The 25,539-nt window shown below is 38.9% G+C and carries 19 protein-coding genes, 1 tRNA gene and 1 riboswitch; of the genes, 7 read left to right on the forward strand and 13 right to left on the reverse strand.

Features of this window, described 5'->3' with window-relative positions:
* Nucleotides 1-8: 8 nt before the first annotated feature.
* Nucleotides 9-85 (forward strand) — tRNA-His (locus DYI03_RS07395).
* Nucleotides 86-228: 143 nt separating this feature from the next.
* Here DYI03_RS07395 and DYI03_RS07400 read toward each other — a convergent pair.
* Nucleotides 229-1,182 carry an NAD(P)H-dependent flavin oxidoreductase gene (locus tag DYI03_RS07400; protein ID WP_021669918.1) on the reverse strand — a complete coding sequence of 318 codons (954 nt, stop codon included), beginning with the start codon at nucleotides 1,180-1,182 and terminating at the stop codon, nucleotides 229-231.
* A gap of 292 nt (nucleotides 1,183-1,474) precedes the next feature.
* Between DYI03_RS07400 and DYI03_RS07405 the strand changes: the two genes are divergently transcribed.
* Complete coding sequence (locus tag DYI03_RS07405) at nucleotides 1,475-2,761, forward strand: IS1380 family transposase (RefSeq protein ID WP_115367856.1); 1,287 nt, start codon at nucleotides 1,475-1,477, stop codon at nucleotides 2,759-2,761.
* A 108-nt stretch (nucleotides 2,762-2,869) separates the two neighbouring features.
* Here the strand turns inward: DYI03_RS07405 and DYI03_RS07410 are convergent, their stop codons facing one another.
* Nucleotides 2,870-3,832, reverse strand: a complete 963-nt coding sequence (locus DYI03_RS07410) for an acyltransferase family protein (protein WP_147287671.1) — start codon at nucleotides 3,830-3,832, stop codon at nucleotides 2,870-2,872.
* 447 nt (nucleotides 3,833-4,279) lie between these two features.
* Nucleotides 4,280-4,378: riboswitch (TPP riboswitch) on the forward strand.
* Between the two features lie 19 nt (nucleotides 4,379-4,397).
* On the opposite strand from DYI03_RS07410, the gene DYI03_RS07415 reads away from it, so the two are divergent.
* The 3 genes from DYI03_RS07415 (at nucleotide 4,398) to DYI03_RS07425 (ending at nucleotide 8,074) form a co-directional block, all read left to right on the forward strand.
* Nucleotides 4,398-6,755 carry a TonB-dependent receptor gene (locus DYI03_RS07415; RefSeq protein WP_021669245.1) on the forward strand — a complete coding sequence of 786 codons (2,358 nt, stop codon included), beginning with the start codon at nucleotides 4,398-4,400 and terminating at the stop codon, nucleotides 6,753-6,755.
* 61 nt (nucleotides 6,756-6,816) lie between these two features.
* Nucleotides 6,817-7,443, forward strand: a complete 627-nt coding sequence (pnuC, locus tag DYI03_RS07420) for a nicotinamide riboside transporter PnuC (RefSeq protein ID WP_021669244.1) — start codon at nucleotides 6,817-6,819, stop codon at nucleotides 7,441-7,443.
* The gene (locus DYI03_RS07425) at nucleotides 7,424-8,074 is read left to right on the forward strand and encodes a thiamine diphosphokinase (RefSeq protein ID WP_025064462.1); all 651 of its coding nucleotides are present in this window, start codon (nucleotides 7,424-7,426) and stop codon (nucleotides 8,072-8,074) included. Before pnuC ends, DYI03_RS07425 begins: the two co-directional genes overlap by 20 nt.
* 87 nt (nucleotides 8,075-8,161) lie before the next feature.
* Here the strand turns inward: DYI03_RS07425 and dnaA are convergent, their stop codons facing one another.
* The 5 genes from dnaA to DYI03_RS07450 all read right to left on the reverse strand — a co-directional run bounded on the left by dnaA (nucleotide 8,162) and on the right by DYI03_RS07450 (nucleotide 15,395).
* Entirely contained in the window at nucleotides 8,162-9,568 is a 1,407-nt protein-coding gene (gene dnaA, locus DYI03_RS07430; RefSeq protein WP_004355731.1) for a chromosomal replication initiator protein DnaA, read from the reverse strand.
* A gap of 500 nt (nucleotides 9,569-10,068) precedes the next feature.
* A complete protein-coding gene (locus DYI03_RS07435; protein WP_021669242.1) occupies nucleotides 10,069-11,049 on the reverse strand; it encodes an MlaD family protein in 981 nt (326 codons plus the stop codon).
* A 9-nt stretch (nucleotides 11,050-11,058) separates the two neighbouring features.
* Complete coding sequence (locus DYI03_RS07440) at nucleotides 11,059-12,345, reverse strand: N-acetylmuramoyl-L-alanine amidase family protein (RefSeq protein ID WP_025064461.1); 1,287 nt, start codon at nucleotides 12,343-12,345, stop codon at nucleotides 11,059-11,061.
* A gap of 22 nt (nucleotides 12,346-12,367) precedes the next feature.
* Nucleotides 12,368-12,778: a dihydroneopterin aldolase gene (gene folB / locus DYI03_RS07445; protein ID WP_021669240.1), complete on the reverse strand. Its 411-nt coding sequence runs from the start codon at nucleotides 12,776-12,778 to the stop codon at nucleotides 12,368-12,370.
* Between the two features lie 19 nt (nucleotides 12,779-12,797).
* Complete coding sequence (locus DYI03_RS07450) at nucleotides 12,798-15,395, reverse strand: adenosylcobalamin-dependent ribonucleoside-diphosphate reductase (RefSeq protein ID WP_004355562.1); 2,598 nt, start codon at nucleotides 15,393-15,395, stop codon at nucleotides 12,798-12,800.
* A 93-nt stretch (nucleotides 15,396-15,488) separates the two neighbouring features.
* Between DYI03_RS07450 and DYI03_RS07455 the strand changes: the two genes are divergently transcribed.
* On the forward strand, nucleotides 15,489-16,229 hold the full coding sequence (locus DYI03_RS07455; protein WP_004355752.1) for a nitroreductase family protein: 741 nt from the start codon (nucleotides 15,489-15,491) through the stop codon (nucleotides 16,227-16,229).
* A 271-nt stretch (nucleotides 16,230-16,500) separates the two neighbouring features.
* On the opposite strand, the gene DYI03_RS07460 is transcribed toward DYI03_RS07455, so the two are convergent.
* From DYI03_RS07460 to rpsO, 6 genes are all read right to left on the reverse strand, one after another.
* Nucleotides 16,501-17,700: a C1 family peptidase gene (locus DYI03_RS07460; RefSeq protein WP_021669239.1), complete on the reverse strand. Its 1,200-nt coding sequence runs from the start codon at nucleotides 17,698-17,700 to the stop codon at nucleotides 16,501-16,503.
* A gap of 97 nt (nucleotides 17,701-17,797) precedes the next feature.
* On the reverse strand, nucleotides 17,798-19,114 hold the full coding sequence (locus DYI03_RS07465) for a DNA recombination protein RmuC (protein WP_021669238.1): 1,317 nt from the start codon (nucleotides 19,112-19,114) through the stop codon (nucleotides 17,798-17,800).
* Nucleotides 19,115-19,168: 54 nt separating this feature from the next.
* Complete coding sequence (locus DYI03_RS07470) at nucleotides 19,169-21,649, reverse strand: bifunctional UDP-N-acetylmuramoyl-tripeptide:D-alanyl-D-alanine ligase/alanine racemase (RefSeq protein ID WP_021669237.1); 2,481 nt, start codon at nucleotides 21,647-21,649, stop codon at nucleotides 19,169-19,171.
* Nucleotides 21,650-21,742: 93 nt separating this feature from the next.
* Nucleotides 21,743-22,171: a Fur family transcriptional regulator gene (locus tag DYI03_RS07475; protein WP_021669236.1), complete on the reverse strand. Its 429-nt coding sequence runs from the start codon at nucleotides 22,169-22,171 to the stop codon at nucleotides 21,743-21,745.
* Nucleotides 22,168-22,980: a GSCFA domain-containing protein gene (locus DYI03_RS07480; protein WP_021669235.1), complete on the reverse strand. Its 813-nt coding sequence runs from the start codon at nucleotides 22,978-22,980 to the stop codon at nucleotides 22,168-22,170. Before DYI03_RS07480 ends, DYI03_RS07475 begins: the two co-directional genes overlap by 4 nt.
* Before the next feature lie 263 nt (nucleotides 22,981-23,243).
* Nucleotides 23,244-23,519, reverse strand: coding sequence for a 30S ribosomal protein S15 (gene rpsO, locus DYI03_RS07485; protein WP_021669233.1), 276 nt, complete (start codon nucleotides 23,517-23,519; stop codon nucleotides 23,244-23,246).
* A 200-nt stretch (nucleotides 23,520-23,719) separates the two neighbouring features.
* On the opposite strand from rpsO, the gene typA reads away from it, so the two are divergent.
* On the forward strand, nucleotides 23,720-25,522 hold the full coding sequence (gene typA / locus DYI03_RS07490; protein ID WP_021669232.1) for a translational GTPase TypA: 1,803 nt from the start codon (nucleotides 23,720-23,722) through the stop codon (nucleotides 25,520-25,522).
* Nucleotides 25,523-25,539: the final 17 nt, after the last annotated feature.

A 25,539-nucleotide genomic window follows, 5' to 3' on the forward strand; every position in this document is an offset into this window, starting at 1 on the left:
AATACATGGTGGACGTAGTTCAGTTGGTTAGAGCGTCAGATTGTGGTTCTGAATGTCGTGGGTTCGAGTCCCACCTTCCACCCCAACAGAAACGAGAATTATCGAAAGATGGTTCTCGTTTTTCATTATTCTGTAGCAAACAATGCTCATAAAATGAAATAGTATAGGCTCTGCGGATATTTTGTACATATTAGGAAAATGGTGCAAAACACGCACTACCAATTTACATTATAGTGAACGCTTGGCTTTGACATATTCGGAAATGAGGTTTTGAACGATGGTTTCAACGGAATCGATTGAATGAATTGCAGAAACAATTTGACCAATTTCTAATTCGCCATTCATTACATCACCTTCAAAAATTCCACGCTTTGAGGCTTTTTCTCCTAATATTTCTTGCAATTCATTGGGCGTTGCGCCTTCACTTTCTGCGGCATTTATGCGAGAGAAAAGGTCATTTCGCAACATACGTGTAGGTGCTAACTTCTTTAGACACAACATGGTATCACCTTCGCTTGCCTGCAAACAGGCTTGCTTAAACGCTTCGGAAGCACTACTTTCTTGACTCAATGCAAAGAGCGTACCAATTTGTACAGCTTCCGCTCCCAACACCATGGTTGCCAACATAGCTTGTCCCGATGCTATTCCACCCGCTGCAATCAGTGGTTTTGTAGTAGCTTTTCTCACTTGCGGAATCAATGTTAGCGTGGTGGTTTCCTCTCTTCCGTTATGTCCACCAGCTTCAAATCCTTCGGCAACAATGGCATCAACTCCAGCAAGGTCGCATTTCGTAGCAAATTTACTGCTCGATACTACATGTACAACCTTTATGCCATGCGCATGTAAAAGGTCTGTATATTTCTTCGGACTGCCTGCTGAAGTAAAGACAATAGAGACCTCTTCGGCTATCAGCAATTGCATTATTTCCTCAATATTCGGATACATCAACGGAACATTTACGCCCCATGGCTTTCGAGTAGCTCGTTTTAGTTTAACGATATGTTCTCTCAATGTTTCGGGGTGCATAGAACCAGCTCCCAAAAGTCCTAACCCTCCTGCATTACTCACAGCAGCTGCCAAATGCCAACCACTACACCACACCATTCCGCCCGATATAATGGGATATTGAATGCCAAAGAGTTGGCAAATACGATTATTTTTAAATAGTTCCGTCTGTTCCATTGTTCCACAAATTATAACATTATTTTCGATTAATCTAACTTCTATAGACCAACAGCTTTGACATTTCTATCAACACAAAATTTAATCGGGATAGAAACAGAAGTTGTTATTGCCACTAAAATAATAAAAATTAATATAGGTCTATCAAAACTATAAACCTTAATTCCGCAACACTATTATAACTTAAACTTTTTAAGTACCTGAGCAACAAAAAGTTGCCCAGGATTTTGCCATGTCAAAGAATTCACTTATCTTAGTGTTGCAAAACAAGCAAGCAAAACTCTGATATGGCATGGCAAAAATACATATTAAATCCGATAAACTCACTCCTTTTGGAGGAATATTTTCAATCATGGAGCAATTTGACTCCACATTGTCATCTGTAATCGACTCGACCCTCGGTCTAAGGTGTAGATCATTCGGTTATCAGTACAGCGAAATCATCCGTTCACTCATGAGTATCTACTTCTGTGGTGGCTCATGTGTTGAGGATGTCACTACTCATTTGATGAGCCATCTCTCGCTTCATCCGACACTTCGAACTTGTAGCTCTGATACTATCCTCAGAGCGATAAAGGAGCTGACGCAAGAAAACATCTCATACACGTCAGATACGGGTAAGAACTACGATTTCAACACGGCTGACACTCTCAATACTTTACTGCTCAATTGTATGTTTGCATCTGGCCAACTGAAAGAGGACGAGATGTATGATGTTGATTTCGACCATCAGTTCATAGAGACAGAGAAGTATGATGCAAAGCCTACATACAAGAAGTTCCCTGGTTATCGCCCTGGCGTGGCGGTTATTGGCGACTTAATCGTTGGCATTGAGAATAGCGATGGCAACACAAATGTTCGTTTTCATCAGAAGGACACGCTGAAGAGGTTCTTTGAGAGATTTGAACAGAACGGCCTTACTATCAATCGTTTCAGAGCTGACTGTGGATCATGTTCCGAGGAAATCGTAGAAGAAGTAGAGGAACACTGCAAATCCTTCTATATCCGCGCAAACCGCTGCAGTTCGCTCTACAATGAAATCTTTGCTCTCAGAGGTTGGAAAACTGAGGAAATCAATGGCATTGAGTTCGAATTGAACTCTATCCTTATTGAAAAGTGGAAGGGTAAAGCATACCGACTTGTGATTCAAAGACAGAAACGGTTGGATGGTGTATTGGATCTCTGGGAAGGAGAATACACATACCGTTGTATCCTGACTAACGACTATGTATCTTCCGTAAGAGAGATTGTCGAGTTCTATAACCTTCGAGGGGGAAAGGAACGTATCTTCGATGATATGAACAATGGTTTCGGATGGGACCGATTGCCCAAATCCTTCATGGCAGAGAACACCGTGTTCCTTCTTCTTACAGCACTTATCCGTAACTTCTACAAGGCCATTATCCAAAGACTTGATGTAAAGAGGTTCGGACTCAATACAACAAGCCGCATAAAAGCGCTTGTCTTCAGGTTTGTCTCTGTACCAGCAAAGTGGATCAGGACATCAAGGCAGTATGTGCTGAATATCTATACTTGTAACAATGCTTACGCGGATGTGTTCCAGACAGATTTTGGATAACGCCTACAATTTATGGGTATGATACTGCGTATTGCCTCAAGTCGCATTGTGGGGTAAGGGGATGTTGTAGGCTGAAGTGGGGGATTTCAGTTCTAATTATCTGCAAATTCAGTAATGAGAGGATGTGTACACGCAAGAAGGACGTTGAAAAGTTAAGTTGCGGATTTGAGGATAAATAAATTTTTGGAACAAATAGTAACAAAAAAACGAATGTGTTAGCCACATTATCATTGAATATTTACCAAAAAACATAAGAATCGATGATGTTAATTTGCTAATATTTATTTGCAAAAACAAGATAATATAAGCCAATATAAAAATAAAATCAATTGCTCCAGGACTTATGAAACATTTTATTGTTACCAAGGATAGAATCAAACATACTACTAACCACTTTTTACCCTCAAAAAACTTAATTTTCAATCCGCGTTTATCATTAATGCGGTGAAACAGAGCGCCTAAAACAAAAATAAAACTTAATTCTAAATAAGTAATTACCTTTCCAAATACAGTATGAAGTGCATGTGCAGGAGCGATATGGTGGCTTATTATATAGGCTGTTACAAAATACAAAGGACAAAAGAAAAGAAACGCCTTCAAATTTCCTAACTTATCAACTATTTTAAAAAGATATAAAGATGTTAAACTCAATAGAGCATAAAAGAACAAAAACCAATGTTCTAAATTATAAGAGTTTTCCCAACTTACTACATTTCCTATAATATTTTGCAAGTTTCCAGGATATATTTCAGGATTCACATAAGAACCTATACTTACGAAAATAAGCAAAATAAACCAATATGCAATGTACAATTTAAGAAGTCGTTTTACTTGTGATATTGGTCCTATATCACGTCCAGAGACATAAAGGTAATGAAATCCATATCCGCTAAGTAACAGAAAGAATCCAACAGGAAGGCAACTATGAGTTAAGAGTGTAACCAAAGGTTTACCACCAATAAACAATAATGGGTGACAGTTATTCACAATATCAGGTTTTGCAAAAAGATGAAGAAAAATCATCATAAGGATAGCTACACCTTTGAGCATCAGACTCGTTTCTTTTGACATAATTTGAATACAATTTATGCGAGCCACTATATTCAATAAAAATAGGTTTCAAAACAAGTACAAAGAAACGTGGACGTTGAACTTATCCACGTTCCTTAGGTACTTGCCGGAAACCTATAACCCCAGATAAGCAAACACGCCCACGCTATCGTAGACGCTCACTTATTTATTCTGGGGTTCGTTCTATCTACCGGCAAGTTTCAGGAACGTATAGAATAAATAGCAAACGCTAATATTTTAACTAAAAATAAATTTCACAACAAACAAGTTATCGCTCCATTCGGCTGCAAAATTACAATAAATAATTGATATAAACAGAGGCTGCTTAAAAAAACTACTAACATATACAAAAAATTATTATCAAACACTTATAAATTCCATTTTTAAAATGCCCTACATTTCTTGGCTATTTGGCTTAAATGTTGTACTTTTGCATTGGTTTTCAAAATGATAACTAAGGGGTGCTTGTTCGTTTGAACTTGCTGAGAATAGACCCATAAACCTGATACGGATAATGCCGTCGTAGGGATTCCCCTTTTACTACTTTTTTATCAAAATATTTAAAATGAAAAAACTATTATTGCTTGCAACAATGGTTTCTACGGCAGGTGCGCACGCACAAACGGTAGATACATTGGCAAGTCGAGAACTACAAGAGGTTGTTGTTTCAGGCGTTAGAGCGCAGAAAAACGCTCCATTTGCAGTGACTAACATTAAAAAAACAGAATTAGACCGTTTTTCAAAAAGTGGACGGGAGTTACCTTTCCTCTTTGCACACACACCAGGCATATTTGCTTGGGGCGAAAATGGTCTCGGAACGGGTACTGCTGCAATGCGCATTCGTGGTGCAGCAGGCAGTCGAATCAATATTACACTCGACGGAGTATCGCTCAATTCGCCTGAAGACCAAACTGTTTTTTGGGCAAACATGAACTCGTATGGTGCGCTTATGGGTAGCGTTCAAATTCAACGAGGTATAGGAACATCAACCAATGGCGACGGTGCTTTCGGTGGTTCTATATCTTTGGCAACTCAAACTCCTAATTTCAAACCTTCAGTAGAGTTGAGTGGCTCGTTCGGAACATACAAAACTTACAACACAGGCGTAAAATTCTCAACGGGATTGTTTGCCAATCATTTCATTTTTGATGGTGCTTACCACGAAACAGCTACTGACGGATTCCTCCATGGCACAGCTGGCAGGTCGGGTTCTTACTATGGTGGTTTGACTTATATTGCCGATAAATTCCAAATAAAATACAAAAACATTGGCAACTTTGAAAAGACTGGACAAGCATGGAATGGTGTTGTGGCTGGAAACGATGATGGTTCACTCATGGGAGGCGACATAAAAACCTATAAAGACTTGTACGAGCGTGGTTTAGGCAGATTTAATCCGCTTTACGAAGGTCTGGTTTTCGACTACGATAAATACGCTTTCCCAACCGATAAGAACGGAAAATATCAAACCTACCGATACAAAATGGACGACGGAAGTTATTGGGACAAGACAACCGATAACTTTTATCAGAACCATAACATACTTTCGGCAACATTCAAACCAAACGCTGCGTGGTCGCACAATATAGTTCTTCACTACACCTACGGACATGGTTACTATCGTGAATTTCGCCCAAACAACAAGTTTGCTAAATTCGGTTTGGTGGCAACCGATAAGAATGGAAAGAAGATTAAGTATGGCGATTTCGTTAGAAAGAAGGGACTTACACAGCACACAGCAGGCATTGTCTACAACGTAAATTATAGAAACGAACGTTGGAACATTCTCGGTGGACTCAATTTACAGAAATTTATGGGTGGTCATTTCGGCTATCTTACCTACATTGCCGATAAGGGACAGACACAAAAATTTGGCGAATTGAAGTATTATGACTCGGACGGAAAGAAGGACGATTATAGTGCTTATGCTAAAGCAACCTACTATTTGAATGAAAATTGGGATTTGTTTACCGATTTGCAATACCGCCATGTATATTACGAAGCAACAGGAAAGAACGACCGTTTCTATGAGCAAGCTGACGGAACATACGCTAATCAAATATTAAACATAGCAAAAAATTACAATTTTGTGAATCCAAAGGCAGGTATTAGTTACCATAACGGCGGACATAAGGCTTATTTGTCGCTTGCATACGCAAGTCGTGAACCAGAACGCAACAACTTTACCGACAACGGAAAGTATCCTGCACCAAACGCCGAACACTTGCTCGACCTTGAATTGGGCTACCAATATGCTGCAAATGATTGGCGCATAGGGGCTAACCTTTACTATATGGGCTATAAAGACCAGTTTGTTCAAACGGGAGAAAAGAGCGATATTGGCGAAAAGCTTACCACAAACATTGATAAATCTTACCGTATGGGAGCAGAACTTACCGCTGGTTGGGACGCAACATCATGGTTTACACTCGAAGGTAACGCAGCATTGAGCATCAATAAAATCAAGAATTTCGATGAGTACGTAGACAATTGGGACAACAAAAAGCAACCTTTAAAGGTGCATTACGACAACTCTACCCTCGCCTACTCGCCTTCGGCTATCTTAAATGGATTTATGAACTTCCATTATCAAGGCGCACAACTTGTTTGGCATACCAATTATGTGAGCCGCCAATATTTGGATAATTCAGAGAATAAAGACCGTTCGCTGCCAGCTTTCTCGCAAACCAATATTAATCTTACTTACAATTTGAATCTAAGTAAGAAGGTTTCATGGTTGAAAGGTGTTGTATTGGGATTAGATTTCAACAACATTTTCAACAACCACTATGCTGCAAGCGGTTGGGTTTATAGTGCAGTAAGCGAAAAATACAAATATACGAACGAGAAGCGTTACTATCAAATAGGATTCATGCCAATGGCTGGATTCACAATGATGGGTAATATTACGCTGAAATTCTAATACAAAAAGCCCTCTTCGTGGTTATGCTGCGAAGAGGGTTTTACTATTTTTACAAACGCAAATGATGAACAACATCATTCAATACTTCCAAGAAGCCGATACTTACCAAATATTAGATGTAGTGGGAACCGTCATCGGACTCGTTTACATCTACCAAGAATATAAAGCAAGCATTTGGCTTTGGCTCACAGGACTTATTATGCCCATAGCTTACACTTTTGTTTACTATGAAGCAAAACTATATGCTGACTTCGGAATGCAGATTTATTACATTCTCGCAGCTGTCTATGGCTTTCTTTATTGGCAGTTTGGAAGAAAGAAAAAAGAAAATATTGAAGTTCCAATAACCCGATTTCCAAAACAGAAAATACTACCTACTCTATTTGTTTTCTTGCTCTTATGGGGCGCAATTTACTATGTTTTAATTACCTTTACCAATTCAAACGTCCCTGTATTAGATAGTTTTGGCAATGCACTCAGCATTGTTGGACTTTGGGCTTTAGCAAAGAAATACATCGAACAATGGTGGATTTGGGTAGTAGCCGATATTGAATTGTCGGCTCTTTACATTTACAAAAACATTCCATTTACAGCTGGGCTTTACGCACTTTATGCTATCATAGCTGTTGCAGGATTCTATAAGTGGAAGAAAATGATGAAAGAAAATGATGAAAACATTAAACTTTGAATATGATGTTGTTATACTTGCCGCAGGCGATTTTCCTACAAGTGTAACGGCAATGCGCATTCTCCGCCATGCAAAACATTTGATAGCATGCGACGGAGCTGTGGAAGATTTATTGGAAATGGAAATAGAACCAGAGATAATCGTGGGTGATGGTGATTCTATTTCCCAAACGACAAAGGAGAAATATCAGCATATTTTCCACACCATAGCGGAACAAGAAGACAACGATTTGACCAAAGCTACAAAATATGTCTTACAACATTTCAATTTAACTGACGGTGCTTCATTCTGCTATCTTGGTGCGACGGGCAAGCGAGAAGACCATACTTTGGGCAACATTGCGCTGTTGCTACATTATTACAAGCATTTCAAAATCAATCCAACCATGCTTACCGATTATGGTTGGTTTACACCCTCGCACGGAAAGACTACCTTTGAAAGCTTTCCAAGGCAACAAGTGAGCGTCTTCCAAAGCTATTGTAAACACATCGAAAGTCAAGGATTAAAATGGAACCTTTATCCTTTCAAAGAATTTTGGCAAGGTACTTTAAACGAAGCCACAGGCTACTCGTTCACCATTTATTCCGATTCCACCTACTTGGTTTACCAAACTCACCAACCAAAAGAATAAAATTTGCAATGTCAAAATAAAAAAATAGCCATTAAAGCCAACTGCTCTAATGGTTATTTTTATATTGTCTATCTTCTCAAAAGATACTTATCCCTTTAATTTAAAAGAGTTTTCAATGCTGGAAAGTTCTGCATTGAAGCCCTTATCTACTTCCAAACGCTTTTCTATTTGCGAACAACTATGCAACACAGTGCTATGGTCGCGACCACCTACCAACTTACCAATACGCTTAGCAGGCATCTTTGTGAATTTCTGAGCCAAATACATACTCACTTGACGAGCCAAAACAATGTCTTGTTTGCGTGAACGAGAGTTTACAGCATTGGTCGTTACATTGAAATGGGCGCAAACCTTATCAAGAATTTCATCGATAGTCAAAGGCTCATCGTCAATCTTCACAGCACGCTTGATAACTCTTTCAGCCAATCGCATATCTACATTGCTATTGTAAACTACGCTATAAGCCAACAAAGAATTAATAATACCTTGCAAATCTCTTACACTTCCATTCGCAGTTTGAGCAATAAATTGTACCACTTCGTCAGGAATATTCAAACCATCGCGCTTGATTTTACTATTTAAAATATCAATGCAAAGTTGGATGTTTGGCTTTTCAAGTTCAGCTATTAAGCCACAAGAAAAACGCGTAAGCAATCTATCGTTCATTCCTTTCAACTCAACAGGTGGTCTATCGCAAGCTAAAACAATGCGTTTACCATTCATAAACAGGTGGTTAAAAATATGGAAGAACGTATCTTGAGTTTTTATTGAAGTAATCCATTCTTGAATATCATCGACAATTAACACGTCAATGGTTTGATAAAAGCCAATAAAATCGTTCGTTGTATTGTTCAATACAGAATTGGTATATTGCACTTGGAACAAACGAGCCGATATATAAAGCACACGCTTTTGTGGATAAAGCTGCTTTATTTTCAAGCCTATTGCGTTTATAAGGTGCGTTTTACCACAACCAGAAGGTCCATAAATGAACATTGGATTGAACTGTGTGGTATTGGGGTGTTCAGCAATTGACAAGCCAATAGAACGAGGTAACTTATTGCTATCGCCTTCAATATAATTTGAAAAAGACTTATGGAGGTCTAATTGTGAATCAATTTCTTGTGGAGCAATATCTAATGGTGTCGGACTTTGGTTTCCTCGATTAGTAGGCAACTTTGTTTCAACATGCTCTACATTCTCAGATTGCAAATCTTGAGTAAGATTATGTGCCTTATCTGTTACAACTCTGTAATTTAATCGAATTCCTTTTCCAAATACACGCGTAATCACTTTGTTCAACAAATCGACATAATTCTCCTCTAAATATTCGTAAATGAACAAACTTGGCACCTGTACCAAAATAGTATGGGTGTCCTTATCAAACATTTCGAATAATATAGGCTCAAACCATGTGGCGAACTGCTGCTCTGTCACATTATCTTTAATAAGTTGAAGACACTGCTTCCATTGAGCATTAAGTTGAACATTCATGCTTATAAAATATATCTAAAAAATCTTTCTCCGTAAAATCAATTCGTGTCCTTTATAAAAGGTTAATGCAAAGATACTAAAAAATTAGCAAAGAAAGAATTATTTGATTTACTAAATTAGGATAGCCAAACGCTAAAACCCTATAATTACGAGGCTTATAACAGCTTTAAGATTTTATCCTACTTAGGTATCTTTTGCGTATATCTAACAATTTAAGAATCAATGCTTTATAAATGATTTATCAAAGATACGTCGTAAAACATGAAACATAAAAAAACATTGCTAAAAGATTGATTTTCAAACTATTTAGCCATTCCTTTTAAAGTGTGGAACTTTAATTATAATATTTAGACTCAATTTAAATAACTAAGATTTTGCAGCATTTTACCAATAAAAAATAGAAATGACGAAATAAATAGTTTCCATCAATTCGTCATTTCTATTGTTTCAAGCAATAATCAACTATTTTATATGAGCTAATTGCTGCTTTAGATATTCTTTTACTTATCTTTTCTCCCGAAAATAGAGAAGTGAACGTAACGTTTTGGGTGTGCTTTTAGGTTCACAACCAAACTATCAACGTTGCGCAACGTGCTATTGAGATTATTATAAAGTGCAGGGTCGTTCACTAAAAGACCCAAAGAACCTTTTTTGCTATTTAATGCTGCTGTCAATTGATTTACATTATCCAACGCTGCATTTAGCTTGGCAATAGTTGTTTTCACGTCTAATTCGTTTACCTTAGTATTCAGATTATTCACAAAAACATTAGCTCCTTTCATTGTATTTCTTGCATCAGCAACTCCCGCTTTAGCATCAAGTATCATAAGATTTGCATTGGTCAATAATCCGTTAGCCTTTGTAGTCATTGTAGGAAGAGTGCCATTGAGCTGCGTCAACAATAAGTTTAACTGCTGGCTCGAAGTTGTTAAATCGGTGCTAATCTTATCCGCATTGTGCAAAGTATGCTTCATAGCTGGGTCAGACACGATTGCATTGACACTTGTAAGGATACTATCCATCTTTGGAATCAAGCGATGAATGTCTGGAACCATCTCTTTGACATTTCCAAATACGCCTCCACTCACACCACCTGTAATTACATCACCTTCTGCAAGATACTTATTTCCAGCACCTAATATCAGATTTATTTTCACGTTACCAATAAAGTCGCTTACAATTTCAGCCGTTGAGCCAACAGGAATTTGCATATTCTTGTCAATATTCACATCAACTTTAATTGCTTTCGAAGGGTCATCGTAATTGTAAACAATATCTTTTACAGACCCAACTTTAAATCCATTAGAATAAATAGGAGTGGTTGGTGTGAGTCCATCAACCTTATCAAACTGCATGGTATAATGCATATCAGAAGAGAAAAGGTTGATTCCTTTCAAAAATTTCATTCCAAAAAATAGGATAATGATTCCTAAAATGGCAACCAATGCTATTTTTATTTCAGGGGTTATAGACTTCTTCATACTATCTATTTACTTTTTCTTTTTGTTTTGTAAAAATTCTTTAATGGCTTCGCTTGTATCAATGCGCTTTCCATTCTTAAATGCAACGATGAATGCTTCTGGGAAATCGGCTTTTACTTTCTTCAACAAACGATTTATTTCATTGTAATCTGTACTATTCCCGATAGTGTATTTATACCAACGACCTTCTACGAAATAAGTTATATCCGTATGACCTTTAAATTGCGAACTACCTGAAGTTAATTGATGATTGATAGCAAACACCTGAACCTTAAATATGAGAGATTCTTTCTTGGAGTCTACTATTTTTTTCTTAACAATTTCCTTCTCAACCACAACGGGCTTCTTTGTAACCGTTTTTGTAGGTTGCTTTTTTGGCGATTGCACTTGCGTTTGCGGTTTTACCTTTATATCTTTGGCTTTAACGGGTTTCTCAACGACTTTATTTTTAACCCCAGCAATGTTTGGTAAAACATTGACAACTGACAATTTATTATCGTTTTGAGGGCGGTATGGTATTTGGATTTGACCATGATACCTATTTTTATATTCCACAAAAGCCTCGTATATGCCTCGTGCCATGAGGTCTATTCCCTCTGCCGAATTAAGAAATCGTTCTTCTTCTTGGTGCGTAATGAAGCCTAATTCTATCAAACAACTTGGCATAGATGTTTCGCGCAATACAAGGAAACCTGCTTGATGCACTCCTTTATCGCTGCGATTTGCCTTTTTACAAACGTACGACTGAATAAGTCGAGCCAACTCTACGCTCTTCTCCATGTTTGCCGATTGCATGATTTCAAACATGATATAGCTTTCCGATGACTTAGGGTCGAACCCTTCGTATGTACGTTCATAGCCTTTTTCTAATGAGATTACGCTATTTTCACGCATCGCTACATCAAGATTATCCTTGGCACGGTGCATACCCAAAGTGTAAACTTGGAAACCTTGTGGTGGGGTTTTCGTTGGTGGAACAGAGTTCGTATGAATCGAAATAAATAAGTTTGCTTTTGCCTTATTGGCAATTTGCGCTCTTCTGTTTAATGGAATAAAAATATCAGTAGTACGCGTATAAACGACTTTTACGTCACTTAAATTCTGTTCAACATATTTTCCGAAAGCAAGTGCAACATTCAAATTGATGTCTTTTTCTTTTGAAAAAGCCCCTAATGCGCCCGCATCTTTTCCTCCATGTCCTGCATCAATAACGAGCGTAAAAATATCTTTTGCACTCACCGAAGTAAGTGTAAAAAGGCAAAACAATATAAGAACTATAGAAATTCTCCTACTCATAATCTTGTTATCACACGCAAAGTTAAGCATTTTCGTTCGAAAACCTAAAGTTAGGGTGTGATTTTTCGTTAATTACATGTAATTCTACACCTGCACCATAACAATCTGCACCCATAGGTGGATTTAATTTGGTTAGCTGCAAATGTATTTCTTCGATTTGGGGGAATTGTTTTCCTAATTCTACTTCAATATTATGCGCTGCATGTTCTAAAAGTTTTACCGGTGTAAGCATTACTTTTTTAAAAACTTCGTACACTTCAGCATAATTCAAAGTGTCCGCCACATCGTCTGAAAGCATAGCCTTTTCAATGTTATAGCGCAAACGAAGATTGACAACATAATCATTGCCAACCTTACGTTCTAACTCGCTCACACCGATAAAGGCATGAAGTTTTATGCCTTTTATGTAAATATAACTGGATTCAAGCTGCATATTTTTATCAACTTTTTATTTATCCACAACGTGATGCGCCACAATTTGTACAAATCAAACAGCCTTCTTGGTAAACCAATGTTTCTTGTCCGCATACAGGGCATGTCTGTCCTGACGCTTTCGTTCCATCGGTTACATATTTTTTCAATGCACGTTCCACACCAACTTTCCAGGTATTGATGCTTTCACTTTTCAATTGCAATGAACTAACAAGGTGAATGACGTGATCTATTGGCATGCGATAACGTAATACGCCTGAAATCAGTTTAGCATAATTCCAATATTCAGGGTTAAACTTCTCTGAAAGTCCTTCCACAGTAGTTTTGTAGCCACGTTTATTTTCAAATTGGAAATCGTAACGATGTGTCCCGTCTGGATTGGTTTGCTTAATAATTTTACCTTTTGTAACACTCTTTGGCAACACAATGCCTTCATCGTCATCTTGCAAACCCGTAAAGATTTCATAAGGCTGACCATCTAAAAGTCCCACAAATGCAACCCATTTATCTTTATTATTTTGGAAACGCACCACATCACAGTCTAACACTTGTGGACGAATTTCAACAACACGCGGCGGCATACAAATGTGTTCGTGTGTTTCTTCGGCTGATGTCAAGTCTTTTTCGGTAGTTTGCTCGTTCTCTAAGGCTTCTTTTTTGTCTTTCTTTGATACTGAAATCATTACACCAGAACGAGAACCATCACGATAAATGGTACAACCTTTACAACCTGAACGCCATGCTTCAACATAAAGTTTATTGACCAATACCTCATCAACATTGTTGGGAAGATTTACCGTTACCGAGATTGAATGGTCAACCCACTTTTGAATAGCACCTTGCATTTTCACTTTCATCAACCAATCTACATCGTTTGCAGTCGCTTTATAATAAGGTGAACGTTTAACAAGTTCGTTTATTTCTTCTTGCGTGTATTTCTTTTCGGTATCTAAACCGTTTACCTTCATCCATTCGATGAACTTTTTATGGTAAACAATGTATTCTTCGAACGAATCACCCACTTCATCTACAAAATCAATATGCACACCTGTGTCGTTCGGATTTACCTTTCTACGGCGAGTATATACAGGCATAAAGACTGGTTCAATGCCTGATGTGGTTTGCGTCATGAGCGATGTTGTTCCTGTTGGTGCAATGGTTAAACAAGCAATGTTGCGACGTCCGTATTTTATCATGTCATCATACAATGCAGGTTCAGCCTCTTTAATGCGCAAAAGGAATGGATTTTCAGCTTCACGCTTGGCATCAAAAATAGAGAATGCGCCACGCTCTTGTGCCATTGTTACCGATGAACGATAAGCACAGAGTGCCAATGTCTTATGTACTTCTACCGAAAACGCTGTTGCTTCTTCGGTTCCATAGCGTAATCCCATAGCTGCTATCATATCGCCTTCGGCAGTTATGCCCACACCTGTACGACGTCCCTTTCCACTTTTATCTTTTATTTTCTCCCAAAGATGGTATTCAGCTAATTTCACCTCATCATTTTGTGGGTCGTCTTTTACCTTTTCCATAATGAGGTCTATCTTTTCCATTTCAAGGTCTACAATATCGTCCATGATTCGTTGCGCCAACTGAACGTGCTTCTTAAACAAATCAAAGTCGAAAGTAGCTTCTTTTGTAAATGGGTGCTTCACATACGAATAAAGATTGATAGACAACAATCTGCAACTATCATACGGACACAAAGGAATTTCGCCACAAGGGTTGGTAGAAATGGTGCGGAAACCTAAATCGGCATAGCAATCTGGCAAACTTTCTCTTGTAATAGTGTCCCAAAAGAGAATACCTGGTTCAGCACTTTTCCAAGCATTATGAACTATTTTATCCCAAAGTTTCTTTGCCGAAATTTCTTTTTTGAAAGTCGGGTGAGCCGAATCAATAGGAAATTGTTGTACAAATTCTTTATCGTTTACAGCTGCTTCCATGAAACTATCGGTTATTTTTACTGACACATTTGCACCCGTAACCTTGCCTTCTTCCATTTTGGCATCGATAAAAGCCTCTGAATCGGGGTGTTTGATGCTTACCGAAAGCATCAATGCGCCACGGCGTCCGTCTTGTGCAACCTCACGCGTGCTATTAGAATAGCGTTCCATAAATGGCACAAGTCCTGTTGAAGTCAAAGCAGAATTGTTCACAGGCGAGCCTTTAGGACGTATATGACTAAGGTCATGCCCTACTCCTCCACGGCGTTTCATCAACTGTACTTGCTCTTCGTCAATGCGCAAAATAGCACCATAAGAATCGGCATCACCGTCTAAACCTATAACAAAACAATTGGATAATGAGGCGATTTGGTGATTATTTCCGATACCTGTCATCGGACTACCTGCGGGTATGATATAACGGAAGTGGTCAAGAAGGTCGAACACTTCTTGCGCACTGATTGGATTTTTATATTTCTTTTCGATGCGAGCGACTTCGTTGGCAATGCGCCAATGCATATCTTCTGGCGATTTTTCATAAATCTTACCAAAACTATCTTTCATCGCATACTTATTTACCCATACTCGTGCGGCCAACTCGTCGCCATTAAAATATCGCAAAGAGGCTTCAAACGCCTCGTCAAACGTGTAAGTTCTACTTTCCTTCATTGACTTGTTTAGTAAAAATGTGTTTGCGAAGATACAAATTGTTTTCCAAAAAAGAAAACTTTTTAATAACTTTGTAGCGTAAAATTTTCAAAAATGAAAACAATAGAAAACAGAACTACTATCAGGAAGTATTCAAATAGAGAACTTTCCAATACACTTTTAAGAGAATTGTTGGCTCGTGCTGAACATACGCCAACGATGGGCAACTTGCAATTATACTCGGTTGTGGCAACACGCGACCAAGAAATGAAACGCAAATTAGCACCTGCTCACTTCGGACAACCTATGGTTGAAAACGCAGCAGTAGTTTTAACCTTTTGTGCCGACTTCCGTCGTACGACCATTTGGGCTGAGAACAGAAAAGGAAACCCTGGTTACGGCAACTTTCTTTCGTTCCTAAATGCGGCTACCGACACTTTGCTGTATTGCCAAACATTCACCAATCTTGCTGAAGAAGAGGGACTTGGCACATGTTTCCTTGGAACAACCATCTACAATTCAAAGCAGATTATAGACATTTTAAAGTTACCTAAATTGGTCATGCCAGTAGCTACGCTCACTGTGGGTTACCCTGACGAATCGCCAAAGGTGTCTGACCGATTGCCGATTGAGAGCATTTTGCACGAAGAAACCTACAACGATTATACCCCAGAAAGCATTGACCGATATTATAAGGAGAAAGAATCGCTGGAAGAAAACCTGCATTTTGTGGAAATCAACAAAACAGAAACGTTGGCACAAATATTTACCGATATTCGTTACAAAAAGTCTGACAACGAAGCCATATCGGTTGGATTGTTGGAAGCCTTAAAACAACAAGGTTTTTTGAAGTGATAAAGCAGGACAATTGTTCTAAAATTCCACAATATTTTTGTTGAAATTTTTCACAAAACAACAAATTCGTATAACCAACTGGTTACAAACGAGTTACAAGCCTATTTATTTTAACATTTAAAACCGATTGTTTTGCAACGCAAAATAGCCTCTTTTTTTCAAGAAAAGAGGCTATTTTGGGTCATGAAATAGTAAAATTACAACTTTTTTACGAATTATTTTAACAAAACAAAGTCGCTATTTGGTCTATTTTTCCACCTATTTCACTTCATTATTGGAGTTTTATTTTCTTTGCAATATCCTTTGCAATGGCATTCTTGTTGAGGAAAACGTAAATTGTATTCTCTGCAATGTAATCCTTTGACATATACCATGTGCCTTTATATTGGTTGTTGGTTCCCCAAGAGTTCTTAACCAAGTAGAATTCACGACCTGTTTGGTCTTTCGCTTTACCATAAATGAGCATTACATGGTCGTAGGTCATGCGCCAATTGTCAAAGCGTTTTTGGCGGCGTTCTTGCGTTGCCTTTACTTCAGGCGTATTTACGCCAAGCGTTTCTATACGTTCAGCACGCTGATTTTTAGATAGTTTCAACCAACGAGCAGCATCTGTACCACCCAAATTCTGCATCTTTTGGTTGTCAATATTCAGTGCTAAGCCATTGCGAGTGAAGCCGTCTTCACTGACATCGCCACCCCATGCAACGGTGTAACCAGCATCGAGCGCCTTGTCAATCACCTGCATCATTTCGTCCATCGGAACATTGTAGCTCAAACTCCAACGCCATTTGTAAGGTGCTTCAATGGCAAATGGTTTATAAAATGGGTGGTGTGTGAAACTTGTAACAGAAACATAGTCGTCCCAATTCAAACCTAAGGTAGCAGCAAACGATTGAGGTGTATATTTTTTACCCTCGTAAACAAACGTTTCGGGGCATTTCCCCATATAAGTATCAATGACACTTTGCACACCATTTGTCCATGCTGGACTCAATTCTGTGTGGTCGCCATCGGCTATCATAGACACATATTTTTCCAATAAAGGGAAAAATTCAGTAAAGTTAGCCAAAGTATCGCCTACCATTGAACCAGGTTTTGCCATAACACTCTCTGGACAAACACCATGAGCCTTAATCATTTCCAACGCATCGTCGCAACTTCCACCTTCAGAAAAGCGACTTTCACCATGCATACGGGTGTGGAAAATAGCCTCATCAAGGTAGTTTTTGTTGGCAACAAACATCTCGCTAAGGTCGTAAGTCTTACCTGTCGCACGCAAAATCTCGCTTTCAAAATAACCCAAAGTGGCATAACACCAGCAAGTTCCACTCTTGTATTGATTCTTTACAGGGGTAATTGGATTTGCTTTAAGGGTTGTAAAGCGGAACGCAGCATCATTCTGTTCGTCCTTTTGTTGTGCGCTTACATGGAGAGTAAGCAGCAACAAAGCTAACGTAATGTATCTTCTCATCGTTTATTATTATTGTTTGATTATTTTTTCTGCCTACAAACTTATTGATTTTTAGGGAAATAAACAAGCCTTTCTGTAATGAAAATTCCTTGTTTATTTATTTTTCTAATATTTCTGTCATAGGTTCAGGGATTTGTTTCTTAGGATTTAAACCTAATTCTTTCATTTGTTCGAACCTACGAACCATATTTCCTTTCCCTTCTTGCAACTGATTATTAGCCTTATTGTATTCACTTTGCAACTTTTCAATGCGCTTTCCTATTTCAATAAATTGCTCACAAAAGGTTGCAAACTTCTCATATAAGCCGTTGGCTATGTTCCTTATTTCTTCAACATTCTTGTTTACACGATAGTTTTGCCACATGGTGGTGGTCAATTGCAGTGCCATTAACAAATTACTTGGGCTTAACATAATCACTTTTTTGGCATAAGCATACTGCAAAATATCTTTATCCGCTTTTATGGCAGCCGAATAGCCACTTTCGTAAGGCACAAACATCAGCACATAACCGATACATTTAGGAACAATTTTCTCGTAATGCTTAGCCGAAAGTTCATCTACATGCTTGCGAATGGACTTAGAATGTTCTTGTAAAAAACGTTTTTGTTCATCAGAGTCGGTCGCATTCACTGCCGAATGATAGGCTATCAGCGACACTTTGGCATCAATTACAGCATGTTCGCCACCAGGTAAATCAATCACAGCATCAGGTCTGAAAGTATTACCCTTAGTATCTTGAAAACTTTTCTGCAAGAAAAATTGTTCATTTTTGACGAGTCCGCAGCTTTCAAGCGTAGTTTCTAAAATCATTTCTCCCCAATCGCCCTGCATCTTGGAGTTACCTTTTAAGGCTTGTGTGAGCGATGTTGCATCGTTTCCGATACGTTCTGTTTGTTCGTTCAATGCCTTAATGGCACGCTCGTTATCCTCTCTTATCGTTTTTACGGTTTGGTTTTGAACCTCTTGCAACAACTTAATCGTTTCTGCAAAGGTGGTTTTGATTTCTGTTTTATTGCTACTTCCCTCCTTTGCTGCCGCTGTAACGCTTTGATTAAAAGCCTCTATGCGCTCGTGCAATGGCTTCAATAAAGTGTCTAACCTTTCCTTATCAGCATCGTTCAATTGGGTTTTACTATCATCAAGCATCTTGGCTATCATCGTGCGCATCTCTTCTTGCATGAGTTTCTTATTGGTTTCCATGTCTTTACGCAGTTCTTCGAGCATTTTTTTAGAATATTCTTGCTCAGCAAGTACACGTTCTTCCGTATTTTTTCGAGCCATTTCCAACTGACTTTTTGCCACTGCGAGGTCGGAAGATAGCTTCTGTGAAACAGCAGAGGTCTGATTTTTTGACCAAAAATAAACAAGAATACCCCCTATTATGATACCCAAAAGAAAATAAACAACACTCATCTTTACTACTTTTAATCTTGATTCCAAGCATTAAACCCATTCGTCCCAATAATTTTAATCTTGGAAATAAACTCTTTTTACTCGATTACTAACGGTTGTAAGTACCTCATACGGAATCGTTTCCAGCACATTACTAAGTATGGTAACAGGCAGATTATCACCAAAAATCTCCACGCTATCGCCTTCTTTACAGTCTATTCCCGTTACATCTATCAAGGCTACATCCATGCAAATATTACCTACATAATCGGCTTTCTGCCCATTTACCAAACAATAACAATTCCGATTGCCCAACTTTCGGTTAAGTCCATCGGCATAACCAATAGGAATAGCCGCAATCACGCTATCTTTTTCAATGACACCACGGCGCGAATAGCCCACCGTTTCGCCTTTTGGAACATTGCGCATCTGCAAAATCGTAGTCTTTAGCGTAGAAACGTTGTTGATAATTTCATTATTGCGAGGGTTAATACCATAAAGCCCAAGTCCTAAACGGCACATATCTAACTGACGTTCAGGGAAATGTTCGATACCAGCAGAGTTGTCTATATGGCGCAAAATGCGATGACTGAATGCCGATTGTAATTGTTTGCTGCCTTCATCGAATAGCTTAAATTGTTCAGCAGAGAACGAATCAAAGTCGTTATTATCCGACCCTACAAAATGAGAGAATACCGAACGTGGAATTAAAGCATTTTGATGGCGTAACTTTTCAATGAGTTGGGCAATATCAGTGCGCGGATTAAAGCCCAAACGGTGCATGCCTGTGTCAAATTTTATATGCACAGGATAACCTGTTATGCCTTCTTTTTCGGCTGCTTTTATCAGTGCATCAAGCAAACGGAAACTATAAATCTCTGGTTCAAGTTCGTAATCAAACAACGTTTTAAACGAACTCATCTCTGGATTCATAATCATAATGTTGCTTTTGATACCATTACGGCGCAACGTTGCTCCTTCATCGGCAACGGCAACAGCCAAATAATCAACACGATGTTCCTCCAAAGTCTTTGCAATTTCCACAGCTCCAGCCCCGTACGCATCAGCTTTTATCATGCAAACGAGTTTAGTTTCAGGTTTTAAAAAACTGCGATACCAATTCAAATTATCGACAACAGCATTCAAATTGACCTCTAAAACCGTTTCATGCACCTTCTTTACCAACAATTCTGTGAGTTGGTCGAAGCCAAAAGAGCGTGCGCCTTTCAATAAAATAACTTCATCAGCCAAGCTATTAAATACCTTACTATTGATAAAATCGGCTACATTTTCAAAGAAATATCGTTCTTCGACACCATCAAAAGCCTCTTGTTGGCGCATCAAAGCACTACCAATTCCAATAAACTTCTTTATTCCACGCTTTTGAACCAACTCTGCCACATCGCAATATAGTTGCTTTTCAGTCTGACCACTCTGCAAAATATCGCTTAAAATAAGTGTTCTCGCTCGCTTTTGTTGGTCGGGACGACGGTTCATAAAGTCGAGTGCGATGTCTAAAGAATTAATATCTGAGTTGTAAGAGTCATTGATTAGCGTGCAACCATGCTGTCCTTCTTTCACCTCAAGGCGCATAGCTACAGGTTCAAGCATTGGCATTCGCTCTGCCAAAGTTTCGGGTTTCATGCCCAAATATAGAGAAATGGCAGCACAAGTAATACAATTTTGAATGCTAGCATCATCGATAAAAGGCAATGTAAACTTCCCTTTTGTCGCCGTTTGCCAACAATATTCTATGGTTGAAGTAGTGGTATCTTTGCTGATTTTCTCTACAAAAAGCGCAACATCTTTATTCTTTTCCGACCAACCCAACAAGGTTCCGTCATACGAAAAGTCCTCTATGCACTTTGCAGCAATCGCATCGTCCATCTGATAGACCAACGCTTGCGTATCTTTGAACAGCAAAAGTTTCTCCTTACATTTTTCTTCTATTGACGAAAAGTTTTCTTGGTGGGCTGCACCAAGGCTTGTCAATACACCAATAGTGGGCTGAATGATTTTTTGCAAGGCTTCCATTTCGCCACGTTTGCTAATACCTGCCTCAATAATTCCAATCTCTGAACTCTCATTCAGTAGCCAAACCGACAATGGAACACCTATTTGTGAGTTGTAGCTCTTAGGCGAACGTGTTACATTATGGTCGAAAGAAAGCAGTTGCGAGAGCCATTCTTTCACCATAGTCTTACCATTTGAGCCTGTAATACCAACGATTGGAATCGTAAAAGCACTGCGATGCCAAGTGGTTAGTTGCTGAAGTGCAAGCAAAGAATTGTCCACTTGCAAAAAGTTAGCTTGTTTATAAATGGAAGAAAACGCATCGGGCAGTTGCTCAACCACAAAGTTTCTCACCCCACGATGATAGAGTTCGTCTATATAATGGTGTCCATCGTTGCGTTCAGAGCGTAACGCAAAGAAGAGCGTTTCCTCTGGAAAACAGAGCGAACGACTATCTGTGAGAATAAAACTAATCTGTGCTTCGGCATCACCCAACCGTTTTGCATTGATATTTTCGGCGATTTTATCTATGGAATAGTTCATTTTTTTAATCTTTTTATAGACTTATTGATTTGCAAAGTTACAGAAAATGACAGAAACAGCCTATATTTGGTGTTGTTTTTACCTTTTTTATACTTAGCGTTTCATCTTCTCTGCGCACGTTGGACAAATCCCTTTCAACATGAAATTTACGTTTTTCAGTTGATAGCCGTCGGGCAAATTGATTTCAGGGATTGCCATTTCGGGCAAACAAACGGTGTTGTGGCAGCATTGACAATAGAAGTGTGCGTGCATATCACTGTCGATTTCTGCATCGTTACTCCTGCAAATTTCGTAGCGCACAATACCGTTTCCGTCTTCCATTTGGTGAACAATATGGTGTTCACGAAAGAGAATTAATGTGCGAAAGATACTTGATTTGTCAATTGTTTGGAGCTTTGTTTCCAATTCTTTCATTGAGATAGGACTATAATGCTCCGATATGGCATTGGCAATCAATATTCTGTTGGCAGTAGGCTTTACGCCATGCTTGACAAGATGTTCTAAAACGTCTTCAATATTCATAACGTTTCTATGTTAAGTCCATTATATTTTAACGAAAGTTCCCTTGCTTTCGCCTTTGCTTGTGCTATAAATTGCTTATATTCGGCACTATCTGGATTGAAAGGACGATGCTCAAAAGCCTGTTTTATAGGTTTCCATTCTGCGAGAAAAGCCTTTGCCGAAGCGGAAAACCATGTTTCTACCAATCGCTCCCAAATATATTCTACGGCTTGCTCATTAGGGTGTAGCATGTCGGATTGATAGAAACGGTAATCGCGCAACTCGTCGTTCACAATTTCATAAGCTGGGAAATAAGCGATACGACCATCGTTAGTTTGCATTAACCCATTGATTGCAAGCAACAAAACCGACTTAGAAAGTTGGCTTTCATGGTAACCATACTTGGCATATCGTATCGGACTGACTGTCAAAACAATCTTTGTTTCGGGATTTATTGCCCACAAATGATTCATGGCTTGCTGCAAATAGGCTTTACATTCGGCAATGTCTAATTCCTTTTCCTCGAACAATCGCTGCGGACGCTTATTGCAATTGTCCACAATTTCGCCCGTTGCTCGCTCAATGTAGACGTGATTTGTCCCCAAAGTCAGCACAACGGTGTCGAATGTTTCATTCATTTTCTCAATGGTATGCAACACTGATGCAGGATTATACATCACTCCAAAAGGATTGACTGTGGCACGAAACTTCCAATCAACAAACTTTTTGCCTATGCTACTTGCAAAGCATGAACCAACAAACAGCACACGTTCGCATGCATCAATGGTAAAAACAGGTTTTGGTATGTCAATAATCGTTCTAAATTCCATGATGACAAAGGTACAATAGTTTTTATGGATAGCCACCAAATCGAGTATAATGTTTTCAAAAATCTTTGTTTTTCTGTTTCGTAGAAAATAAACGCCATACAAAAACCTATTGTTTTGAAGTGAAAAAGAGCCTATTTTGAAGCGCAAAACAATAGGTTTTGAAAAAGAAATAGTTTTCTCGGCTCAATATTTCCAAGCCATTCGATACAAAAAAATCCCCACAACCATGGGTTGCAGGGATTATTATTCTTTTGCTTAAAATCTTACTTACGAAGACCGAGTGCCTTAATGATAGCACGATAACGTTCGATATCGCGTTCCTTCAAATAGTCTAACAAACCACGACGCTTACCTACGAGGCGAGTCAATGAACGTGTTGTAACGTGGTCTTTACGATTCTTCTTAACGTGTTCTGTCAAGTGCTTGATGCGGAATGTGAACAATGCGATTTGGCTTTCAGCTGAACCTGTGTCGCCAGCCTTTTGTTCTCTACCGAATTGTGTGAAGATTTCTTCTTTCTTCTCTTTGCTTAAATACATTTTTTTCGATTAAATTGTTGTTGCAATGCCATCTTTCAGTTGTAAAGTCGCCTTAATCGTAGCGGCTCACAGCTTCAAATGCTTTCGGGTTTTCCGAAACTGCGGTGCAAAGTTACAACTTTTATTTCATTACGCAATAGTTTTACGATTATTATTTGTAATTTTGCACACATATTTTAAGAATGGAGTAAGAAGAAAGAATGCAAAATATTAGAAATATCGCAGTAATTGCGCACGTCGACCATGGTAAAACGACGTTGGTAGACAAAATGATGCTCGCTGGAAAACTTTTCCGAGATGGACAGAATAATAGCGACGAAGTTTTAGACTCGAACGATTTGGAACGTGAGCGAGGGATAACAATTCTCAGTAAGAACGTAAGTATCAATTGGAAAGATACTAAAATCAATATTCTTGATACACCTGGACACAGCGATTTTGGTGGTGAAGTGGAACGTGTATTAAACATGGCAGACGGTTGTTTGCTATTGGTTGATGCGTTTGAAGGTCCTATGCCACAAACTCGTTTCGTACTTCAAAAGGCTTTACAGTTGGGGTTGAAGCCTGTGGTGGTAGTAAATAAGGTGGATAAGCCTAACTGTCGCCCAGAGGAAGTCTATGAAATGGTGTTCGACCTTATGTGCGATTTGAATGCTACGGAAGACCAATTGAACTTCCCTGTTGTCTATGGTTCGGCTAAAAATGGCTGGATGAGCAAGAATTGGAAGGAACAAACCGATAATATAGAGTATCTTTTAGACTTAATTGTTGAGGCTATTCCTGCTCCAAAGCAATTGGAAGGTACGCCACAAATGTTGATTACGTCTTTGGATTATTCAAGTTATACGGGTCGAATTGCTGTCGGTCGTGTTCATCGTGGTACATTAAAAGACGGACAAAACATTACGATTTGCCACAGAGATGGTACAACAGAACGTACGAAAATCAAGGAATTACACACATTTGAAGGTATGACCCACCGCAAAACTACCGAGGTTGGCTCTGGCGATATATGTGCGATTATTGGTTTGGAACGTTTTGAAATTGGAGATACCATTGCCGATTACGAAAATCCAGAACCATTGCCACCAATTGCAGTTGATGAGCCAACGATGAGCATGCTCTTTACCATTAACGATTCGCCATTCTTTGGCAAGGAAGGTAAGTTCTGTACTTCACGTCATATCAACGACAGATTGGAAAAGGAGTTGGAAAAGAACCTTGCTTTGCGTGTTTCTAACCTTGAAAATTCAACTGATAAGTGGCTCGTTAGTGGTCGTGGTGTGTTGCACCTCTCGGTATTGATAGAGACAATGCGCCGTGAAGGTTACGAATTGCAAGTAGGTCAGCCACAAGTTATCTATAAGGAAATTGACGGACAACGTTGCGAACCGATTGAAGAACTTACGATAAATGTGCCAGACGAGTTCTCAAGCAAAATGATTGATATGGTTACACGCCGTAAAGGTGAACTGTTGAGCATGGATACTGAGAGCGACCGTGTGAATATTTCGTTTGAAATTCCTTCACGAGGCATCATGGGATTGCGTACAAATGTACTTACTGCCAGCCAAGGTGAGGCTATTATGGCGCATCGTTTTAAGGATTATCAACCATTCAAAGGTGAGATTACACGCCGCACAAATGGTTCTATGATAGCAATGGAGAACGGAACAGCATACGCTTATTCTATTGATAAGTTGCAAGACCGTGGTAAATTCTTCATCGACCCAGGCGAAGAAGTGTACGGAGGACAGGTAGTTGGCGAGCATGTTCACGATAAAGATTTGGTGATTAACGTAACAAAAGCCAAGCAATTGACCAACGTTCGTGCGTCAGGTTCTGATGATAAGGCACGCGTAATCCCTAAGGTTGAAATGAGTTTGGAGGAATGTATTGAATACATTAAGGCGGACGAATACATCGAAGTAACACCAAAAAGTATTCGTATGCGCAAGATTTTGCTCGACCACCTTGAACGTAAACGCGATAATAAGGAATAAATGCCTTCGCCTTTCCC

The organism is Prevotella disiens (assembly GCF_900454955.1).
GTDB lineage: Bacteria > Bacteroidota > Bacteroidia > Bacteroidales > Bacteroidaceae > Prevotella > Prevotella disiens.

Excerpts from the sequence above, each read along its gene's own strand:
- DYI03_RS07400 (WP_021669918.1), bottom strand. The coding sequence starts at position 1,182 with ATGGAACAGACGGAACTATTTAAAAATAATCGTATTTGCCAACTCTTT.
- DYI03_RS07405 (WP_115367856.1), top strand. The coding sequence starts at position 1,475 with ATGGCAAAAATACATATTAAATCCGATAAACTCACTCCTTTTGGAGGA.
- DYI03_RS07410 (WP_147287671.1), bottom strand. The coding sequence starts at position 3,832 with ATGTCAAAAGAAACGAGTCTGATGCTCAAAGGTGTAGCTATCCTTATG.
- DYI03_RS07415 (WP_021669245.1), top strand. The coding sequence starts at position 4,398 with ATGAAAAAACTATTATTGCTTGCAACAATGGTTTCTACGGCAGGTGCG.
- pnuC (WP_021669244.1), top strand. The coding sequence starts at position 6,817 with ATGATGAACAACATCATTCAATACTTCCAAGAAGCCGATACTTACCAA.
- DYI03_RS07425 (WP_025064462.1), top strand. The coding sequence starts at position 7,424 with ATGAAAACATTAAACTTTGAATATGATGTTGTTATACTTGCCGCAGGC.
- dnaA (WP_004355731.1), bottom strand. The coding sequence starts at position 9,568 with ATGAATGTTCAACTTAATGCTCAATGGAAGCAGTGTCTTCAACTTATT.
- DYI03_RS07435 (WP_021669242.1), bottom strand. The coding sequence starts at position 11,049 with ATGAAGAAGTCTATAACCCCTGAAATAAAAATAGCATTGGTTGCCATT.
- DYI03_RS07440 (WP_025064461.1), bottom strand. The coding sequence starts at position 12,345 with ATGAGTAGGAGAATTTCTATAGTTCTTATATTGTTTTGCCTTTTTACA.
- folB (WP_021669240.1), bottom strand. The coding sequence starts at position 12,778 with ATGCAGCTTGAATCCAGTTATATTTACATAAAAGGCATAAAACTTCAT.
- DYI03_RS07450 (WP_004355562.1), bottom strand. The coding sequence starts at position 15,395 with ATGAAGGAAAGTAGAACTTACACGTTTGACGAGGCGTTTGAAGCCTCT.
- DYI03_RS07455 (WP_004355752.1), top strand. The coding sequence starts at position 15,489 with ATGAAAACAATAGAAAACAGAACTACTATCAGGAAGTATTCAAATAGA.
- DYI03_RS07460 (WP_021669239.1), bottom strand. The coding sequence starts at position 17,700 with ATGAGAAGATACATTACGTTAGCTTTGTTGCTGCTTACTCTCCATGTA.
- DYI03_RS07465 (WP_021669238.1), bottom strand. The coding sequence starts at position 19,114 with ATGAGTGTTGTTTATTTTCTTTTGGGTATCATAATAGGGGGTATTCTT.
- DYI03_RS07470 (WP_021669237.1), bottom strand. The coding sequence starts at position 21,649 with ATGAACTATTCCATAGATAAAATCGCCGAAAATATCAATGCAAAACGG.
- DYI03_RS07475 (WP_021669236.1), bottom strand. The coding sequence starts at position 22,171 with ATGAATATTGAAGACGTTTTAGAACATCTTGTCAAGCATGGCGTAAAG.
- DYI03_RS07480 (WP_021669235.1), bottom strand. The coding sequence starts at position 22,980 with ATGGAATTTAGAACGATTATTGACATACCAAAACCTGTTTTTACCATT.
- rpsO (WP_021669233.1), bottom strand. The coding sequence starts at position 23,519 with ATGTATTTAAGCAAAGAGAAGAAAGAAGAAATCTTCACACAATTCGGT.
- typA (WP_021669232.1), top strand. The coding sequence starts at position 23,720 with ATGCAAAATATTAGAAATATCGCAGTAATTGCGCACGTCGACCATGGT.